Here is a 17,415-nt window from a genome sequence, read left to right as displayed (position 1 = left end):
GGTGGTTTAGCGGCACAGCTCGCTTCTGACCCGCTCCAGCATCATCCGGCTGGACTGATCGGGCCGGTCTTCCCAGGCGAACACCGAGACCGTGGCAATGCCATCGAAGCGGATCTCGCGCAGGGTGGAGAAGAAGGTTTCCCAATCCACTTCGCCCTGGCCGATGTCCAGGTGCTGGTGCACGGTGGCGTGCACGCCTGGCGGGTTGACGATGTAGCGCTGGCCCGACGAGGCCCGGTGGTTATAGGTGTCGGCAATGATCAGGTGCGCCAGCTTGTCGCCGGCGTACTTGAGCATCGGCGCGATATCGCCTTTGCCGTCGTCGTAGAAGAAGGTGTGCGGCGCGGCATAGACGTAGTTGATCCAGTCCCGGTCCAGGCCACGGAGGATGTCCACCGCCTCATTGTTGCGCTCGCAGAAATCGTAGGGGTGCGCCTGGATATTGAGTTTGACCCCCTCGCGCTCGAACTCCGGCATCAGCTCATCCATGGAACGCATGAATTGGTTCTCGCACACCAGGGCCTTGTCCGATTGGCCGGTGAACTCGCTGTTGACCAGCTCGCAGTCCATCTCCACAGCGATCTGGATCGCGCGCTTCCAGTTGCGCACCGCCGCCACCCGCAGGCCTTCATCGGCGCTGGCCCAGTGGTACATGGGCAGCAGCGAGGAGAGCTTGACCCCGCTGTCGCTCAGGGCCTTGCGAAACGCCTTGATCCGCGCCCGGTCGACCCGGGGTGCCTTGTAGAACGGCATGAAGTCTTCCCGGGGCGACAGTTCGATGTACTCGTAGCCCAGTTCGGCTGCCTTGTCGGTCATCTGGTTCAAGGGCAGATGGCGATACATATATGGATCGAGTGCAATACGCATAGGGTGTTACTCCCGCAAAAGTTGGCTCAACTGGCCCTGCATCCTCGGGCCGCGCTGGGACGTCGCCCCTCACTGCCGCCGCGTTAAAAAATCACCCTGTAGCCGCTGCCGCAGGCTGCGGCTACAGGGTGGGGGATTCCAGATTCGGGGTTTCGTTTTGGATCAGGGATCAGCCATAAAACGCCGGGCGGGCCGGCAGGCTGATGTTGACGATTGCGCCGCTGCCCTGGGCCTCGACACAGGCATCGGCGGCCACCGCCGCGGCAAAGCCGTCCCAGGCCGAAGGGCCACCGACCTTGCCGGCGCGCACACCGTCGATAAAGGCCTGCAACTCGACGTCATAGGCGGCGATAAAGCGGTCTTTCCAGTCCATCAGAATCGCGTTGGACAGCTTGGCGCCGCTGCGCAGTTGCACCTGGGACGGCTCCGGCAGGCGGGCGATGCCGCTCTCCCCCACCACTTCGCACTGGATGTCGTAGCCGTACTGGCAGTTGACGAACACCTCGACGTCGATGCGCGTGCCTCTGGCGGTTTCCAGCAGCACGATCTGCGGGTCTTTGAGGTGCGCATGGGCCTTGCTGGTCTTGCGCGGGAACACCACCTGCACCGACACATAGTCGTCGGCCAGCAACCAGCGCAGTACGTCCAGCTCGTGGATCAGGGTGTCGGTAATCGCCATGTCGGTCTTGTAGTTCTCGCCCACGCTCGGGTTGCGGTGGGCGCAGTGCAGCATCAACGGCTCGCCGATCTGGCCGCTGTCGATCACCGCCTTGAGTGCGCGGTAACCCTGGTCATAAGGACGCATGAAGCCGACCTGCACCAGGCGTTTGCCGTGGGCCACCTCGGCGTCGACGATGCGGCGACAGCCTGCTGCCGTCACCGCCAGCGGCTTCTCGCAGAACACCGGCTTGCCCGCGGCAATGGCCGCCAGCACGAACTCTTCATGGCTGGGGCCCCAGGAGGTCACCAGCAACGCCTCGACCTCCGGCGCGTTGATCAACTGATGGCCGTCGGGGTAGACCTCGGCGCCCAGGCCCAGGTCGGCCACCACCTTGGCCGCCTGCTGCAGATTGATGTCGGTGACGGCCACCACCTGGCTGTTGAGCAGGGTCTGGCTGCAACGGCGAATGTGATCCTGGCCGATGGCACCGGTGCCGATAACGCCCAGTTTTAACGAATGAGACGACGAAGACATGGCAACACTCCTGCGGTTGTTCAGTTCAGGGCAATCAGTACTGCCGGGCCTTGGCCAGGCGTTCGTTGAGGGTCTTGGCCACCGCGTCGGTGCGGGCGCTGGTAGAAACCTGGGCCACCCCTACCCGCCACCAGGACAGGTACTTGTGGATCATGGTCTTGGGCAGGACCTTGATATCAATCAGGGTCGACACGCTCTGGGTCCGGGCATCTTCCAGGGCCGCCTGCAATTGCGCCTCGGTGCTGACCTTGTAGGTCTTGCAGCCATAGGCCGCGGCGCTCATGGCAAAGTCCACCGGCACGAAGCCGCCGTCGAGCTTGCCGGTGTCCGGGTTGCGGAAACGGAACTCGGTGCCGAAGCTGTCCATGCCGTGTTCCATCTGCAGGTTGTTGATGCAACCGAAGGTCATGTTGTCCAGCAGCACCACGTTGATCTTGCGCCGCTCCTGGATCGAGGTGACCAGCTCCGAGTGCAGCATCAGGTACGAGCCATCCCCCACCAGGGCGTAGACCTCACGTTCGGGCTCGGCCAGCTTGACCCCCAGCGCCGCGCTGACCTCGTAGCCCATGCACGAATAGCCGTACTCCACGTGGTAGGTGTTGACCCCCTTGCTGCGCCAGCTGCGCTGCAGGTCGCCGGGCAGGCTGCCGGCGGCGGCGACGATCACCGCATCGTCGGCCAGGGCCTGATTGAGCACCCCCAGCACCCGGCTCTGGGTCAGGCACGAGCCGGTCAGTTCGATAAATTCCCGCAGCACCGCCGGGTCCAGGTGGTCGTTGATTTCCGGGACGAAGCCGGCGCTTTGGTAGCGCACCTGATAGACCCGATCCACCTCGGCTTCCAGTTGCGCCCGGGCGTCCTCGATCTGCCCGCCCCAGGCCGCCTGATAGTCGCAGCGACCCAGGGCTTCGCTCAGGGCCTGCAAGCCGACCCGGGCATCGGCCAACAGCTGCACGCCGTCCAGCTTCAAGGCATCGCAGGGGCTGACATTGAGGTTGAGAAACTGCACCTGCGGATGCTTGAACAGGGATTTTGAGGCGGTGGTGAAGTCGCTGTAGCGGGTGCCGATGCCGATGATCAGGTCGGCCTCCGGCGCCAGCAGGTTGGCCGCCAGGCAGCCGGTCTCGCCGATGCCGCCGAGGTTCAGCGGGTGGCTGGAAAGCAGCGCGCTCTTGCCGGCCTGGGTCTCGGCGAATGGAATCCCGAAACGCTCGGCAAATGCCTGCAGGGCCTGGTTGGCGCCGGCGTACTTGACCCCGCCGCCACAGATGATCAGCGGCTTGCTCTTGCCCTGGAACACCGCCACGGCGTCGGCCAGCATGGCCTCGGTGGGCGGCCGGCGATCAATGCGGTGCACGCGTTTTTGCAGGAAGTAGTCCGGGTAATCGTAGGCCTCGGCCTGCACATCCTGGGGCAAGGCCAGGGTCACCGCGCCGGTTTCGGCAGGGTCGGTGAGCACGCGCATGGCGTGGATCGCCGCGCTCATCAACTGCTCGGGGCGGTTGATCCGGTCCCAGTATTTGCTCACGGCCTTGAACGCATCGTTGGTGCTGATGCTCAGGTCATGGAACTGCTCGATCTGCTGCAACACCGGGTCCGGCTGGCGGCTGGCGTAGACATCCCCCGGCAGCAGCAGCAAGGGGATGCGGTTGGCGGTGGCCGTGGCGGCGGCAGTCAGCATATTGGCCGCGCCCGGGCCCACCGACGAGCTGCAGGCGTAGATCTTGCGCCGCAGGTGCTGCTTGGCAAAACCGATGGCGGCATGGGCCATGCCCTGCTCGTTGCGCCCCTGATGCACCAGCAGATCGCCGCTGTCCTGCTCCAGGGCCTGGCCGAGGCCGAGCACATTGCCGTGGCCGAAAATGGTGAAGATCCCGGCGACGAACTTGCTCTGCACCCCATCGACCTCGACGTACTGGTTGTCGAGGAATTTCACCAGGGCCTGGGCCATGGTCAGTCGTGTCGTACTCATGTCCGTTCCTTCCAAAGAAACCGAAAACCTGCGGTGTACGGTGCTCGGCCCGGCTCAGGCCAGGGCCTGGCGCAAATGGGTGATGCTGGCGCCGATGGCCTGCCGGATATCCGCCAGGCCATGCACGCTGTCGGCGAACGGTTCGAACGACAGGTAGCCGCGATAACCGCTGCTGAGCAGGGTGTCGATCTGCGCCGCGTTGCCGAGGATGTCCGCCTCGCCCACCAGCACCCGATGGCCGTCACGGATGCTGTTCAACGGCGCCTGGGCATCCTCGACCCCGGAGATATGCACCAGCCCGGTCAGCTCGGGGAAGAACTCATGCTCGCCGGCCAGGTGATGGTGAAAGGTGTCGTGCACCAGGCGGAACACATCCAGGCCACCGATGGCGCGGATCGCGTCCACCGCCACCCGCTTGCGCCGCAGCGCGCACTCTGCAAAACCCAGGGGCTCGATAAAACCCAGCAGCCGGTGTTCCCGCAGGATCGGCGCCAGTTGGGTCAAGGCGGTGCGCAGGCCGGCACTGCGCTCGGCTTCGCTGCGCGGGTCGGCGGGGTCATTCAGCGGGCACATCACCAGGCCTTCGGCGCCGCAATCGCGGGCATAGGCCGCCAGTTTCAGCAGCTGCTCCCGGCGCGGGTCATTCCACACATCAAAGGGGTACAGGGCGTTGATCGACAGCACCTTGATGCCCTGGGCCGCGCACAGCTCGCGCACCACCTGCGGCGGCGTGCCGTCTTCGATCTCGACCCCCTTGAGGTCATTGCGGATCTCGATCGCGTCGGCCTTGAGGCTGACCGCGAGGTTGATGAATTCAGGCAGGGACAAACGGGGTGCAACCATACGGTTCAAGGCGAAACGCAGGGGCTGGCTCATTCTTGTTCTCCGCAACGCAACGGGTTGATGTCCATTATTGGGCAGTCGGCATGCTGAATTCGGGGCCTTTGGCGATGCTGTCGGGCCAGCGCTGCATCACGCTTTTGTAGCGGCTGTAGAAGCGCAGGCCTTCTTCGCCATAGGCATGGTGGTCGCCGAACAGCGAGCGCTTCCAGCCGCCAAAGGAGTGCCAGGCCATGGGCACCGGAATCGGCACGTTGATGCCGACCATGCCGACCTTGATCGTGCGCGCAAAGGCCCGGGCCACACCGCCGTCGCGGGTGAAGCAGGACACGCCGTTGCCGAACTCGTGGGCATTGATCAAGGCCACCGCGCTGGCGAAATCCGCGACGCGGACGATGCCCAGCACCGGGCCGAAGATTTCCTCCTGGTAGATGCTCATCTGCGGGGTCACCCCATCGAACAGGGTGGCGCCGACAAAAAAGCCCTGCTCCGCCCCCGGCACCTTGAACTGGCGCCCGTCCACCAGCAGTTGCGCGCCCTGGGCCACGCCCTGGTCGATAAAACCTTCCACCTTGGCCTTGTGCTGCGCAGTGACCAGCGGCCCCATGTCGCTGTCGCCCTGCATGCCGTTGCCGACCTTGAGCCGATCGATGCGCGGCAGCAGTTTGGCGATCAGCGCGTCGCCCACCTCGCCCACCGCCACCGCGATGGAAATCGCCATGCAGCGCTCGCCGGCCGAGCCGAACGCCGCGCCGATCAAGGCGTCCGCCGCCAGGTCAAGGTCGGCGTCGGGCATCACGATCATGTGGTTCTTGGCCCCGCCCAGGGCCTGCACGCGCTTGCCTCGGGCACTGGCCTGCTGGTGGATGTACTCGGCAATCGGGGTCGAACCGACAAAGGAGATCGCCTCGATATCCGGGTGTTGCAGCAGGCCGTCCACCGCGGCCTTGTCGCCCTGCACCACATTGAATACGCCATCGGGCAGGCCGGCTTCGGTCAGCAGGCGAGCCATCAGCAGGCTGGCGGACGGGTCGCGCTCGGAGGGCTTGAGGATGAAGCAGTTCCCCGTGACCAGGGCCATGGGGATCATCCACAGCGGCACCATCACCGGGAAGTTGAACGGGGTGACCCCGGCGCAAACGCCCAGGGGCTGGCGCAGGTTCCAGTTATCGATGCCGCCGCCGATGTTGTCGCTGAAATCGGTCTTGAGCAGGCTCGGTGCGCCACAGGCGTATTCGACGATCTCGATGCCACGGGTGACTTCGCCCATGGCGTCGGACAGCACCTTGCCGTGCTCGCGGGTGATGATCTGCGCCAGCTCCTGGTGGTGACGGTCCAGCAGTTCCTTGAACTTGAACATCACCCGCGAACGGCGCAGCGCCGACTGCTCGGACCAGGCCGGGAACGCCCGGCGCGCCGACGCCACCGCCTGCTCCACGGTGTGCAGGCTGGCCAGGGCCACCTGGGCCTGGACCTCGCCCGTGGCCGGGTTGAACACCGGGCTCGAACGCTCGCCCTGGGTGTGAACCTGGCCGTCGATGTAATGACCTACTCGCGGGGTATCGCTCATTGTTCTTGTGCTCCCTCAAGGATTGAAAGGTGGGGCTCAGAGGTCCAGCAGCCAGCTGTGCCGGGGGTCGTTATGGAACTGCCAGACACGCTTGGGCCCGGCCATGACGTTGAGGTAATAGGACTCGTAGCCGTAGGGCACGCTGACCGGGTGATAGCCCTTGGGCACCAGCACCAGGTCGCTGTTTTCCACGGCCATGGCCTGGTCGATGCTGCGGTCGTCGGTGTACACCCGCTGGAACACGAAGCCCTGGGGCGGATTGACCTGGTGGTAGTAGGTTTCCTCGAGAAAGCTCTGGTGCGGCAGGTCATCGGTGTCGTGCTTGTGCGGCGGGTAGCTGGAGGAATGCCCGGACGGCGTGCGCACCTCCACCACCAGCAGCGAATGGGCCGGCTCGGTATCCGGCAGGATGTCGCACACATACCGGGTGTTGGCGCCCTTGCCACGCACGCTGCGCTGGCACTGTTCGGGGCGGATCAGGCGCGGGACAAAACCGTGGTCCGGGGCACCGGGGGCGGCGCAGACGGCGATCTGCACATCGCTCAGGGCCGTGACCTGGGCCTGGCTGCCGGGGGGCAGGTAGGCGGCGAACGGCGACTTGTCTTCAAATACCGACTGCCGATCCCCCAGATTCTCCCAGGCGAACCCGCCCTGCCCTGGCGCTTCGCCGCGGATATCCACCCGGCCGCCGAGCAGCACCAGGCACAGTTCCTTGTCCCCAGCGCTGACCGGCAGGGTTTCGCCGAGGCTCAGACGATAGGCGGCAAAACCGACGTAGGTCAGTTCGCCCTCCTGCAACTGGACCATGGTCCGGCCCTTGGCAGCCCCCTTGACCAGCAGGTTCATTGGGCCGCCCCCCGACTGTGCTGCGCCGTGCCGAGCAACCGGCGCAGGGTTTCGTAGCCCTTCTTGGCGTAGGCATAGCTGGGCGCCACCGCCGGGTCCTGTTCCGCCTCGACCACCAGCCAGCCCTGATAGTCGGCGTCCAGCAACACCTCCAGCAGCGCGGCAAAGTCCAGGTCGCCATCGCCGGGCACGGTAAAGGTGCCGTTGATGATGCAGTCCGGAAAACTCCACAGGTGATTGCGCGCCAACTGCACCACCGGCTTGCGCACGTCCTTGAAGTGCACGTGGCACACGCGGTCGATGTGTTTGCGCAGCACCTCCAGCGGTTCGCCGCCGCCCATGTAGCAGTGGCCCGAATCGAACAGCAGGCCGACTTCACGGCCGGTCAGTTGCATCAACTGGTCGATATCGGCCGGGGATTCGACGTAGGCCCCCATGTGGTGGTGATAGGCCAGGCGTACGCCCCGGGACAGGGTGAAGCGCGCCAGCTCGGTGAGTTTGTCGGCGTAGGTCTGCCAGGCCTGCTGGCTGTGAAAGCGCGGGCGCTCGACCAGGGCAATGCGCTGGCCCTGGATCGAGTCGGCGACTTCGCCATAGACCAGGACCTTGGCCCCGTTCTGCGCCAGCAGCTCGACATGGCTGGCAATGGCGTCGATTTCCTCGGCCGCCGAGCGCCGGGCCAACTGGCTCGAATACCAGCCCGAAACCAGCGCCAGGCCATAGGGCCGCAGCACATCAGCGACGCCCTTGGCGTCCTTGGGGAATTTGCCGTTGAGCTCGAAGCCTTCGTAGCCGATCTCGCGACCTTCGCTCAAGGCCGTGCTCAGCGGCGTTTCACCGCCCAGGGACGGCAAGTCGTCGTTGCTCCAGGAAATCGGGTTGATGCCAATTCTGATACTGGGCATGGCGCTACCTTTTAGTGGTGTTCGTCAAAAATCGTTGAGCGGTTGGGCTGGAAAGCGTCGTCCGTGCATCTGCGACACAGCGCTGTTGATGCTGGCTAGCGCAGCCTTCGGCAGCGGCTACAGGGTTGGATGATCAGGCGTCGTAGCCGCTGCCGAGGAACGAGGCTGCGCTGGCCCGACTGATCGCCGTTGATGCACCTGAAGCAATGGCGGTGTTCATCAATCAGTCACGAGCCTGGCGCCAGGCGTCGATCAGTTCGACGAAGGTGGCCTGGACGTGCCGGATCAGGGTTTCATCGTCGATTTCCTGCGCCAGCCAGGCCCGGCTCGGCTCCTGGAAGATCGTGCGGCCCACGGCAAAACCACGGCAGGTGCGGCTCTGGCTGGCCTGGCGAAAGCCTTCGGCCAGGGTCGCCGCCGGCGCATTGAGGCCCAGCAGCACCACGCCACGGCAGTACGGGTCGCGCTCCTCGATCAGTTCGTCGAGCTGCTGCCACTGTTCGCGGCTCTGGGCTTCGATCTTCCACCAGGCGGGGAAGATGCCCAGGTTGTACAGGCGCTTGAGCGCGCGGTAGAGCACGTCCGGGTGGGCCGAAGGGTGGTCCTTGGGCGGGATCACCTCCAGCAGCAGTTCATGCCCGCTGACTTGCGCGGCCTGGTACAGGCCCTTGAGCTGGGCCTCCTGCTCCAGGCGCAGCAGCGGCTCGTCATCCGGGTGGTATTGCACCAGGCACTTGATGATCTGCTCCTGGGGCCAGGCGATAAGGTTGCTGCCAATCGAACGCCCGTGTTCAAAGGCCAGTGGCCGCGAACCCTGGACCTCCACCGGCCGCGCCACCCACCAGCCGCGACCGGTGGCGGCGTTCAGCGAATCCTGGCCGAAGCGCTGGTCGGCCAGCAGCCCGACATCGGCCTCGACGCCCTGCTCGCGCAGGTCGCTTTCAACCCGCTGCACGGCCTGGATAAACAGCAGTTTCAACTGGCTGATGGCGGCCGGGTCGCGCCCGTCTTTTTGCGCCAGCTCCAGCAACTGCCAGCGATGATCGAAGGCGAAGATAAACAGCTGCTTCCAGTGTTTGCGCGGCACGCTGACCTGATGCAGGCGTTGCAGCACCGGGTCGCGGTCCGGCCGGGTGATCGGCACCGGGCTGTTGAACAGGTATTCCAGCTCGGCCGGGGTTGGCATCGCCGGGGCGCAGGCATGGCGCGACACCACCAGGCCGCCGCAGGCGTTGGCCAACTGCGAACAGCGTTCGTCGCTGGCATCCACCAGCCAACCGCTGAGGAAGCCGGACATAAAGGCATCGCCGGCGCCGAGCACGTTCAACACTTCGACCCGTACCCCGGGGTAGATCGCGCCGTCTTCCAGGCGTGCCGGGATCGCCCCGTGAATCACCGTGCAGCCTTGGGGGCCGAGCTTGAGCACCAGGGTTGCGGCGGTCAGGGAGCGCACGGTGCGCAACGCCGTCAGCAGGTCTTCGCTGCCGCCGGCCATCAGGAACTCTTCTTCGGTGCCGACGATCAGGTCGAAGCGCGGCAGGATCTGCTGCACGTGCTGGCTGACCTGATGGTCGGCGACAAACCGGGTTTCACCGTCGGCCTTGCCGGCCAGACCCCAGAGCACCGGGCGATAGTCGATATCCAGCACCCGCTGGACCTGGTGCTTGTGCGCGTAATCCAGGGCCCGGACGCTGGCCTGGTACACGCCGTCGGTGGAGAAGTGGGTGCCGGTGATCAGCAGCGCCTTGCTCGACGCGATAAAGGCTTCGTCGATGTCTTCGGCGCGCAACGCCATGTCGGCGCAGTTCTCGCGGTAGAACACCAGGGGGAAGGTCTCGCGGTCCTTGAGGCCCAGCAGGACCATGGCGGTCAGGCGTTGCGGGTCGACCTTGATCGCGCTGACATCACAGCCCTCGCGGGCCAGGGACTCCACCAGGAAACGCCCCATGTGGTCGTCCCCCACCCGGCTCAACATCGCCGACTTGAGACCCAGGCGCGCGGTGCCGAAGGCGATGTTCGCCGACGACCCGCCCAGGTACTTGGCGAAGCTGCTGACGTCCTCCAGCCGGGCCCCCACCTGCTGTGCATAGAGGTCGACGCCCAGGCGTCCGAGGCAGATCAGATCCAATTGACGCCCACTGGCAAAACGAGTCTGGCCCATGCTGGCTCCTGTTATTTTTATCAGCCTGTGTTCGCCCTCTTGCCGGCACCGAACACTCTTGGTGGATGCAGACTAAAACGTCTGTCGGCGCCAATCAATATTTTTTCTATAAATTTTTTACATGGAATATTTTTTCCAATAAACTTTTCAAACACCGCTCCAGAGGCCGTGCATCGATTCAGCAATCGGCCCGACGCCATCAGCCTCAAGATTTTCTGCGTGCCTAACCTGTAGACTGCGCACAGCCCACCTATTGTCAGGGGACGGATGCCCATGCCGGCCCTGTAAGAACAAGTCAGAAGGATTTTCTATGTCCCGCACCGATCAGCCGGCGACTTCCGAGAGCGCGCCAGAGAGCGACCTCACCAGCCCACCGATCAATGCCGAGCGCCTGCTGCAACTGATCACTCATGAATACGAAAGCCTGCCGCGCCAGCTCAAACGCATCGCCAGCTACATGAGCCAGCAGAGCGACCGGATCATGGTCGACCGCATCAGCGACATTGCCCGCGAGTGCGAAGTGCACCCCTCGGCCATCGTGCGTTTCTCCCAGCGCTTCGGCTTCAGTGGCTTCAGTGAAATGCAGGCACTGTTTCGCGAGGCCTACACCCACAAGACCACCCCGGTGCAGAACTACCAGCAGCGCATCCGCAGCATGATCGCCAACAAGTCGCAGAAGGCCAGCGGCGGCGACCTGGCGCGCGAATGCGTGAATGCCACCCTGTCCGGGATCGAGCGCCTGGGGCTGGAGCTCGACGACGCGGCGTTCGACAAGGCCGTGGACCTGGTGGTGAATGCCGACAACATCTACGTGGTCGGGGTGCGGCGCTCGTTCGCCGTGGCCGACTACCTGGTGTACAACCTGCAGCACACCAACAAGCGCATCCACCTGGTGTCGGGCCTGGGCGGCAGCTACCGCGAACAGATGCGCAGCATCCGCCCCAACGACCTGGTGATCGCCATCAGCTTCACCCCGTACGGCAAAGAGACCCAGCATTGCCTGCGCATTGCTCAGCACCACCAGGCCAAGACCCTGATCATCACCGACAGCAACCTCTCGCCCCTGGCCAAGCGCGCCAACGCGGTGTTGCTGGTGAATGAGGGCAGCTCGTTCGCCTTCCGCTCCCTGAGCGCCACCCTGTGCCTGTGCCAGGCGCTGTTTATCGCCGTGGCCTATCGCCTGGAATTGAAGGTGGATGAAATTCACGAACAGGTCGGCTTCGACGACTAGTACAGCTTTTTAGGGACCGACATGGACCTGCAACACCGCAAGGACGCCCTCACCCCGCAGGCCATTGCCCAGGTCGAAGCACAGAGGCGGCTACTTCTGCTTCGCCACCGATGACGCGCAGGCGGGCGCGATCATTTTTCCGAGTACTACGATGAGCCCGAGCGCGCCCTGGTGTGCCTGGCGCCGTCGTTTTCAGCCTTTGTCGCGCAACTGATCGTCGACCCCGACTGAAACAGCCCTGGCTCACTCGCAGCGTCGATCGGACCTGTCGGAGCCTACTCGTAGATTTTCCCGCAGTACAAAAACACCGCGAAACGCTGCCAGGGCGACGCCTCGGCCAGGCCCTGGGAGGCGCCGACTCCGGTGGCCCGGGCCCAGGCGTTGGCGCCTTCGAGAAAGTCCGCGATGCTCAGGTTCTGCCAGCCCGGTGGCTGGCCTTGGGCCGCTGCCGCCGCATCCTGGAGCCGGTCTTGCAGCAGCGCATCGACGAAGGCCATGAAGCTCTGTTCATCGCATACCGCCTGCAAATACGCTTCAATCTCCATCACCACCCGCCTTGTCAGTTGTTCGGCTGCCACTCCAGCCCCTTGCGCAGCAATTCTTTGCGCAGCACCGGTCGATCCAGCACACGCACACCGTCCTGCGCCGGGCAATCTACCAGCAGCGCGAGTTTCTGCGAACTGCCGGCGCTGCCGGTCAGCAGGTAGCTTTTGTGCTCGCGAAGGCTGATCAGGTTGAGCAACCAGTCCTCGCCCTGGCGCCCCAACACCTGTTCGATCTGCCGCCGCTGAAGCAGCAGTTGGCCAGCGTCCCACACCGTGAGCTGGGCAAAGGTGCGCGGCAGGTTGCTGATGGGGGCCATGACTTTCAGGTCCTTGAGCAAGGCCTGCTCCAGCTGTCCCTCGATCGCCCGCTGGCATTCGCCGAAATAGCCTCGCGCCCACTGCGGGTCGAGGCCGGCCAGCGCGGCCAGGGCGGCGTAGGCTTCGCGGTCGGCTGCGGTGCAGCTGTGGCCGGTAAAATTCAGGGTGTTGTCGAGGATCCCGGCAGCCAGCAAGGTGGCGCTCGCCGGGCTGATCGAGGCCAGCAGGCCCGAGGCTTGCCAACGCTGGAACACCTGGGTGCAGGCGGCGCCGATCTGGCGGATATCGGCGCGCTGCGCCAGGCGCCGGTCCCAAAACTCCTCGAAGCCCGGGTGATGGTCGATGACCTCCACCACCCGCTCCAGGGCAACGATCGGGTCCAGGTGCAGGTGGTTGGAAATATCCACCAGCACAAACTCGTCGTCGGGCTTGGGCACGTACCGGTCGAGCCCGGGGCCCAGGGTCCGCAGGCTGGCGGCCACACTTTCGTTGAGCGGCGCACTGCTCACCGCCCGAGCGGACCGGCCCTGGCGGTTGAGCAATTCGGCATAGGCAATGCAGCAGGCGTAGGCATCGATATCCAGATAGGCCGAGCCGGAAGTGACAATGATCATGACGTCCTTGTGGCGCAAACAGCCCGCAGGCCGGGCCGCCCACCCTGCCAGCCGCCCATGACAGTTTGATGACCTGTAGCCGCCTGTAGCCGCTGCCGCCAGGCTCGGGCCGCGTTCGGACGCTGGCCTTTGAGGGCGCCGGAGATGATGGGTTGTGTGGCGGAGGGCCTGCACAAAGGCGCCGAGGAGTGTCGGCGGGTGCTGCAACATTTTCTCGGCCTGCCATGGCCAATCCCGGGCGCAAGCCGCTAAATTACCCGGCGGTCTCCCTCCCAGCGTTGTTTCGCACAAGGAAAATGCTCGATGAAACTGATCGGAATGCTCGACTCGCCCTACGTTCGCCGTGTTGCCATCAGCCTCAAGTGCCTGGATCTGCCCTTCGAACATGCCGCCGTGTCGGTGTTCAGTACCTTCGAGCAGTTCCAGAAGATCAACCCGGTGGTCAAGGCGCCGACCCTGGTCTGCGACAACGGCGAAGTGCTGATGGATTCGACCCTGATCCTCGATTACCTGGAAGCCCTGGCCGGCCCGCAGCGCAGCCTGATGCCGGCAGCCCTGGAGCCGCGTATCTCAGCATTGCGGGTGATTGGCCTGGCACTGGCGGCCTGCGAAAAATCGGTGCAGATCGTCTATGAAAAACAACTGCGCCCCGCCGACAAGCAGCACGCACCCTGGCTGGAACGGGTGGGCGGCCAGTTGCAGGCCGCCTACAGCGAGCTGGAGCAGGAGCTGCACAAACACCCCCTGCCCCAGGATGGCCAGCTCGATCAGGCGGGCATCACCCTGGCCGTGGCCTGGGGTTTTACCCAGATGATGGTCGCCGATCAGCTCGACGCCTCGCAGTTTCCCAAGGTCCAGGCATTCAGTGCCTACGCCGAGCAACTGCCGGCGTTTCGCAGCACCCCGGCCCTCTGAAGCCTGGGTCGCCAGCAGCGGCAAACCGCGCTGGCGACCTCCCCTACCCCGGCCTCAGGCCAGGACGGCCTCGGGCTGCACCTCAGGTTGCAGCGCGAAGCGGTCGGCCAGGAACGGCGTGATATCCAGCGGCAGCGGCTCGTCGTTGACCAGTTTGTCCAGCAATACCCCAGTGATGGCCGAGGTCAGAATGCCGGTGCGAAAGTGCCCGCAGGCATTGAGGTAACCCTGGACCCCGGCCATCGGCCCGAGGATCGGCAGCTCATCCGGCGAACCCGGGCGCAAGCCGGCCCAGCAGCGTTTCAGGTTGACCTGGGCCAACTCCGGAATGCAGCGCACCGCCCCCTGCACCAGGCCGTTGATTTCCGGGTAGGTGGTAGTGACGTCGAAGCCTTTGTCTTCAGTGGTGCTGCCGATCAGGATCTCGCCGTTGTCTTTTTGCGCCATGTAGCAATCGCTGGTGGTCAGGCAGCCGTTGAGCAACTTGGGCATGCGCTCGGTGAGCAGGATCTGGCCTTTCACCGGATTGACCGGAATGCTCAGGCCCGTGGCCATCCGGCTCAGCTCGGCGGCCCAGGCACCGGTGGCGTTGATCAGGGTGTCGCAGTTGAACACCCCGGCCTCGTCGGTGCGCACGCCCCGGACTCGGGTGCCCTGGTGCAACACGCCGGTGACATTGGTGTTGAAGTACAGGTCGACGCCGTTCTGCCGCGCGCCCTCGGTGTAGGCATCGGCCAGGCGGAAGGGGTTGACCTGGTGATCGCAGAGAAACTCCAGGGCGCCCTGGGCCTCCAGGCTGACATTCGGCTCGGCCGCCCGCAGCGCCGCCTGGTCCAGCCAGCGCACCTGGTCGGCCAGGTGCGGGATACAGCCGACGATGTGCTCGGCGTAGAGCCGGTCTTCATCGTCGTAGATCACGAACTTGAGGCCGGTCTCCTCGAACTTGAAATCCATCCCGTGCAAGCCCTTGAGCTCGCGGTGCAGCTGCGGGTACAGGGCGTTGGATTGCAGGGCAAAGTCGAAGAACGACTGCGGCAGGATATGCGGTGTGCTGGAGTCGACCACCACCGCCGAGCCCGCCGCTTCGCGCTTGCGATTGGCCGACATCATGCGAAAGAAAATCACCCCGCAGCCCAGGCCCACCGACTCGCCGATGGCCCACAGGCCGCCGGCCGAGGCGCGGGTCGCGTTGCCCGGGCGCTTGGCGTCGATCAGCGCGACCTTGAGGTGCTTGCGCTTGGACAGTTGGTAAGCGCAGGAGGCACCGATCACACCGCCGCCGGCAATAATCACGTCGTAGAACTTACTCATGAGTCGAAGCATCCTTGCCAGGTTGGGAAAACGCCGAAAACGGGATCGGGTCCAGGGGGAAACGCGGGCGCAGCCAACCGACATCCTGACGGCCGGTGGCCTGGCGCAGGCGGTCGCTGCAATAGCCGACGCACATCCGCCCCTGGCAATCACCCATGCTGACCCGGGTGCGCATTTTCAGGCTGGCCATGTCCTGCACGCCCTGGGACAGCGCCAGGTCGATATCGCCCCGGGTCGCATGCTCGCAGCGGCAGATCACGGTATCGGCCGCAGGCAGGCTGGTCTGACCACTGCCACGCTCGGTGTAGCGGTCAACGGCTGCGCGAAACCGCACAATCGCCGCCAGCTTGTTGAGCAACACCTGGCGCCGCTGCAGGGCGGCTTCGGTGCCCAGCACGTCGCGCTGGACCAGGATCGACACCGCCGCGATCCGCCCGGCGAGCATGGCGGCCTCGCCGCCGCGAATCCCGCCCATATCACCGGCCAGGTGGATGTGCTGTTCGCTGCTCTGCTGCCAGATATCGGCCGTGGCCCGCAGGTAGCCGTCATCGCTGAAGCCATGTTCCAGGCCCATCTGCTGGCTGAGCTGGGTGCGCGGGATAAAACCGTAGCCCACCGCCAGGGTCTGGGCGGCCACCGCCTCGGCCCGGGCCAGGTCCGGCTGCCAGTCGGCCGAATACGGCGCGACCAGCACGCTGCTCACCCCGCCCTCGCCCCGCGCTTCGACCACGCCCCATCCATAGCGCAGGCTGATGCGGTGCAGCTTGAGGTAGGCCAGCATGCTCAGGCCGTCGAGAAACAGCTGGGGTTTGTTCAGCAGGGCCAGGCTCTGCTTGGCGATCTTGCCGAAGGCGCTGGCCTCATAGACCCCCGCCACCGCGACTCCGGCGGCATGCAGTTGGCAGGCCACCAGCGGCAGCAGCGGCCCGGTGCCGGCAATCACCACCGGCCCCTGGGGCTTGACCACGCCGCTTTTGATCTGCAATTGCAGGCCGCCCAGCAACATCACCCCGGGCAGGGTCCAGCCGGGGAACGGCACGCTGCGCTCATGGCAACCGGCGGCCAGCAGCAATTGCGGGTAGGCCTGCTCGTACAGTTGCTCGTCGGCATCGAGCACCATCAATGAGCGGGTGGATTCGGCGCCGATCACCCGGCTGTTGAGGCGCACCTCGATCAGCGGTGCCTGGCGGGCAAAATCACCGTGCAACCGGGCCAGCACTTCGCAGTAGCGCGGGCCCAGGTAGTCCAGTTGCACCCCATCGCGCAGCGGGCCGCGATAGACCACCCCGCCCAGGCGCGACGCCTCGTCGAGCAGGATGCTGCGCACCCCGTGCTCCGCCAGCTCGATGGCCGCGGCCATGCCTGCCGGGCCACCGCCGACAATTACCGGGCACAGGCTCATAGCGCGTGCTCCGGCTGGTCGATACGGTTGACTGCGGTCTGCACCTGCATCCCCGGCTTGACCAGGGTCTGGCAGGCGCGGCGCTTGTGCCGGCCATCGATCTGCACCAGGCAGCAATGGCACACACCCATGCCGCAGTAGGCGCCGGCCAGTTGCCCATGATCGTTGCGCGCCACCTGGCGCAGGCCCAGCGACTGGATCACGCTGAGCACGGTTTCACCAATGGCCGCGCTTACCGGCTGGCCATTGAGGCTGATAGTCATGTCCGCCTGTTGCAGCGGCTGAATGTCGAAGGTGCGGTCTGTTGGACCCATGAGCGCGTTCATCCATGAAAATTAAGGAGGGATTGCCAGCCTCATGCCGTGCAATATCGTGCAGCTGCTCGCCCCGGCCGGCTGGCGGCCAGGGTTTGCCCATGCGTCGGCGCTGCACATGCAGGGCTGAAGCGCACCCAATCTAGAAGGTTTTACCCACACAAGTATTGATCTGCGCCAAGACACGGCGTTGCGAATCTGATGCATCTCCGACCATCCGTCGCCTGCCTGTAGCAGATGCCGAAAGCTCGGGTCGCGTTCGGCCGCTGGCCCGGATCGACGCCGTGGAGTGTCAGGTGGACCCAGATGCCTGTCCCCACACACACCAAGGCCGCAACTACGGAGGTAGCGGCGGCCCTGGTGTCAGGCGGGTCAGGCCATCAGTGCATGAAGATGGCGATCAGGATAA

At 65.0% G+C, this 17,415-nt stretch carries 15 protein-coding genes; 2 read left to right on the top strand and 13 right to left on the bottom strand.

What is annotated here, in order from left to right:
- Nucleotides 1–6: 6 nt before the first annotated feature.
- The 8 genes from CF161_RS31060 to iolC form a co-directional block, all read right to left on the bottom strand.
- Nucleotides 7–867, bottom strand: coding sequence for a sugar phosphate isomerase/epimerase family protein (locus tag CF161_RS31060; RefSeq protein WP_020300604.1), 861 nt, complete (start codon nt 865–867; stop codon nt 7–9).
- Nucleotides 868–1,036: 169 nt separating this feature from the next.
- Nucleotides 1,037–2,062: a Gfo/Idh/MocA family protein gene (locus CF161_RS31055; protein WP_020300603.1), complete on the bottom strand. Its 1,026-nt coding sequence runs from the start codon at nt 2,060–2,062 to the stop codon at nt 1,037–1,039.
- Between the two features lie 34 nt (nt 2,063–2,096).
- A complete protein-coding gene (iolD, locus tag CF161_RS31050; RefSeq protein WP_020300602.1) occupies nt 2,097–4,034 on the bottom strand; it encodes a 3D-(3,5/4)-trihydroxycyclohexane-1,2-dione acylhydrolase (decyclizing) in 1,938 nt (645 codons plus the stop codon).
- A 54-nt stretch (nt 4,035–4,088) separates the two neighbouring features.
- A complete protein-coding gene (locus CF161_RS31045; RefSeq protein ID WP_020300601.1) occupies nt 4,089–4,910 on the bottom strand; it encodes a TIM barrel protein in 822 nt (273 codons plus the stop codon).
- 34 nt (nt 4,911–4,944) lie between these two features.
- Nucleotides 4,945–6,444, bottom strand: coding sequence for a CoA-acylating methylmalonate-semialdehyde dehydrogenase (locus CF161_RS31040; RefSeq protein ID WP_020300600.1), 1,500 nt, complete (start codon nt 6,442–6,444; stop codon nt 4,945–4,947).
- A gap of 36 nt (nt 6,445–6,480) precedes the next feature.
- Nucleotides 6,481–7,290 (bottom strand): 5-deoxy-glucuronate isomerase, encoded by an 810-nt coding sequence (iolB, locus tag CF161_RS31035; protein ID WP_020300599.1) that lies wholly within the window; start codon nt 7,288–7,290, stop codon nt 6,481–6,483.
- The gene (iolE, locus tag CF161_RS31030; RefSeq protein ID WP_020300598.1) at nt 7,287–8,195 is read right to left on the bottom strand and encodes a myo-inosose-2 dehydratase; all 909 of its coding nucleotides are present in this window, start codon (nt 8,193–8,195) and stop codon (nt 7,287–7,289) included. The genes iolB and iolE overlap by 4 nt, the downstream gene beginning before the upstream one ends.
- Before the next feature lie 223 nt (nt 8,196–8,418).
- Nucleotides 8,419–10,356 (bottom strand): 5-dehydro-2-deoxygluconokinase, encoded by a 1,938-nt coding sequence (gene iolC / locus CF161_RS31025; RefSeq protein ID WP_020300597.1) that lies wholly within the window; start codon nt 10,354–10,356, stop codon nt 8,419–8,421.
- Between the two features lie 310 nt (nt 10,357–10,666).
- On the opposite strand from iolC, the gene CF161_RS31020 reads away from it, so the two are divergent.
- Entirely contained in the window at nt 10,667–11,587 is a 921-nt protein-coding gene (locus CF161_RS31020; protein ID WP_020300596.1) for a MurR/RpiR family transcriptional regulator, read from the top strand.
- Nucleotides 11,588–11,862: 275 nt separating this feature from the next.
- On the opposite strand, the gene CF161_RS31015 is transcribed toward CF161_RS31020, so the two are convergent.
- Together CF161_RS31015 and CF161_RS31010 are read right to left on the bottom strand one after the other, a co-directional pair.
- Nucleotides 11,863–12,132 (bottom strand): hypothetical protein, encoded by a 270-nt coding sequence (locus CF161_RS31015; RefSeq protein WP_020300595.1) that lies wholly within the window; start codon nt 12,130–12,132, stop codon nt 11,863–11,865.
- A gap of 14 nt (nt 12,133–12,146) precedes the next feature.
- Nucleotides 12,147–13,064, bottom strand: a complete 918-nt coding sequence (locus tag CF161_RS31010) for a bifunctional oligoribonuclease/PAP phosphatase NrnA (protein WP_020300594.1) — start codon at nt 13,062–13,064, stop codon at nt 12,147–12,149.
- A 303-nt stretch (nt 13,065–13,367) separates the two neighbouring features.
- On the opposite strand from CF161_RS31010, the gene CF161_RS31005 reads away from it, so the two are divergent.
- On the top strand, nt 13,368–13,979 hold the full coding sequence (locus CF161_RS31005) for a glutathione S-transferase (RefSeq protein WP_020300593.1): 612 nt from the start codon (nt 13,368–13,370) through the stop codon (nt 13,977–13,979).
- 54 nt (nt 13,980–14,033) lie between these two features.
- Here the strand turns inward: CF161_RS31005 and hcnC are convergent, their stop codons facing one another.
- Genes hcnC through hcnA form a run of 3 tightly spaced genes read right to left on the bottom strand, consistent with a single transcriptional unit; the run spans nt 14,034 to nt 17,006 of the window.
- Complete coding sequence (gene hcnC, locus CF161_RS31000) at nt 14,034–15,290, bottom strand: cyanide-forming glycine dehydrogenase subunit HcnC (protein ID WP_020300592.1); 1,257 nt, start codon at nt 15,288–15,290, stop codon at nt 14,034–14,036.
- Entirely contained in the window at nt 15,283–16,692 is a 1,410-nt protein-coding gene (hcnB, locus tag CF161_RS30995; protein WP_020300591.1) for a cyanide-forming glycine dehydrogenase subunit HcnB, read from the bottom strand. Before hcnB ends, hcnC begins: the two co-directional genes overlap by 8 nt.
- Nucleotides 16,689–17,006 carry a cyanide-forming glycine dehydrogenase subunit HcnA gene (hcnA, locus tag CF161_RS30990; protein ID WP_020300590.1) on the bottom strand — a complete coding sequence of 106 codons (318 nt, stop codon included), beginning with the start codon at nt 17,004–17,006 and terminating at the stop codon, nt 16,689–16,691. The genes hcnB and hcnA overlap by 4 nt, the downstream gene beginning before the upstream one ends.
- Nucleotides 17,007–17,415 lie beyond the last annotated feature (409 nt).

This window comes from Pseudomonas sp. CF161, assembly GCF_000416215.1.
Taxonomy (GTDB): Bacteria; Pseudomonadota; Gammaproteobacteria; order Pseudomonadales; family Pseudomonadaceae; genus Aquipseudomonas.
The sequence above is the reverse complement of the archived record's forward strand: the minus strand, read 5'-3'. Positions and strand labels throughout refer to the sequence as shown.

Excerpts from the sequence above, each read along its gene's own strand:
- iolB (WP_020300599.1), bottom strand. The coding sequence starts at position 7,290 with ATGAACCTGCTGGTCAAGGGGGCTGCCAAGGGCCGGACCATGGTCCAG.
- CF161_RS31005 (WP_020300593.1), top strand. The coding sequence starts at position 13,368 with ATGAAACTGATCGGAATGCTCGACTCGCCCTACGTTCGCCGTGTTGCC.
- iolC (WP_020300597.1), bottom strand. The coding sequence starts at position 10,356 with ATGGGCCAGACTCGTTTTGCCAGTGGGCGTCAATTGGATCTGATCTGC.
- hcnA (WP_020300590.1), bottom strand. The coding sequence starts at position 17,006 with ATGGGTCCAACAGACCGCACCTTCGACATTCAGCCGCTGCAACAGGCG.
- CF161_RS31055 (WP_020300603.1), bottom strand. The coding sequence starts at position 2,062 with ATGTCTTCGTCGTCTCATTCGTTAAAACTGGGCGTTATCGGCACCGGT.
- iolD (WP_020300602.1), bottom strand. The coding sequence starts at position 4,034 with ATGAGTACGACACGACTGACCATGGCCCAGGCCCTGGTGAAATTCCTC.
- CF161_RS31020 (WP_020300596.1), top strand. The coding sequence starts at position 10,667 with ATGTCCCGCACCGATCAGCCGGCGACTTCCGAGAGCGCGCCAGAGAGC.
- CF161_RS31060 (WP_020300604.1), bottom strand. The coding sequence starts at position 867 with ATGCGTATTGCACTCGATCCATATATGTATCGCCATCTGCCCTTGAAC.
- CF161_RS31045 (WP_020300601.1), bottom strand. The coding sequence starts at position 4,910 with ATGAGCCAGCCCCTGCGTTTCGCCTTGAACCGTATGGTTGCACCCCGT.
- CF161_RS31010 (WP_020300594.1), bottom strand. The coding sequence starts at position 13,064 with ATGATCATTGTCACTTCCGGCTCGGCCTATCTGGATATCGATGCCTAC.
- CF161_RS31015 (WP_020300595.1), bottom strand. The coding sequence starts at position 12,132 with ATGGAGATTGAAGCGTATTTGCAGGCGGTATGCGATGAACAGAGCTTC.
- CF161_RS31040 (WP_020300600.1), bottom strand. The coding sequence starts at position 6,444 with ATGAGCGATACCCCGCGAGTAGGTCATTACATCGACGGCCAGGTTCAC.
- hcnB (WP_020300591.1), bottom strand. The coding sequence starts at position 16,692 with ATGAGCCTGTGCCCGGTAATTGTCGGCGGTGGCCCGGCAGGCATGGCC.
- iolE (WP_020300598.1), bottom strand. The coding sequence starts at position 8,195 with ATGCCCAGTATCAGAATTGGCATCAACCCGATTTCCTGGAGCAACGAC.
- hcnC (WP_020300592.1), bottom strand. The coding sequence starts at position 15,290 with ATGAGTAAGTTCTACGACGTGATTATTGCCGGCGGCGGTGTGATCGGT.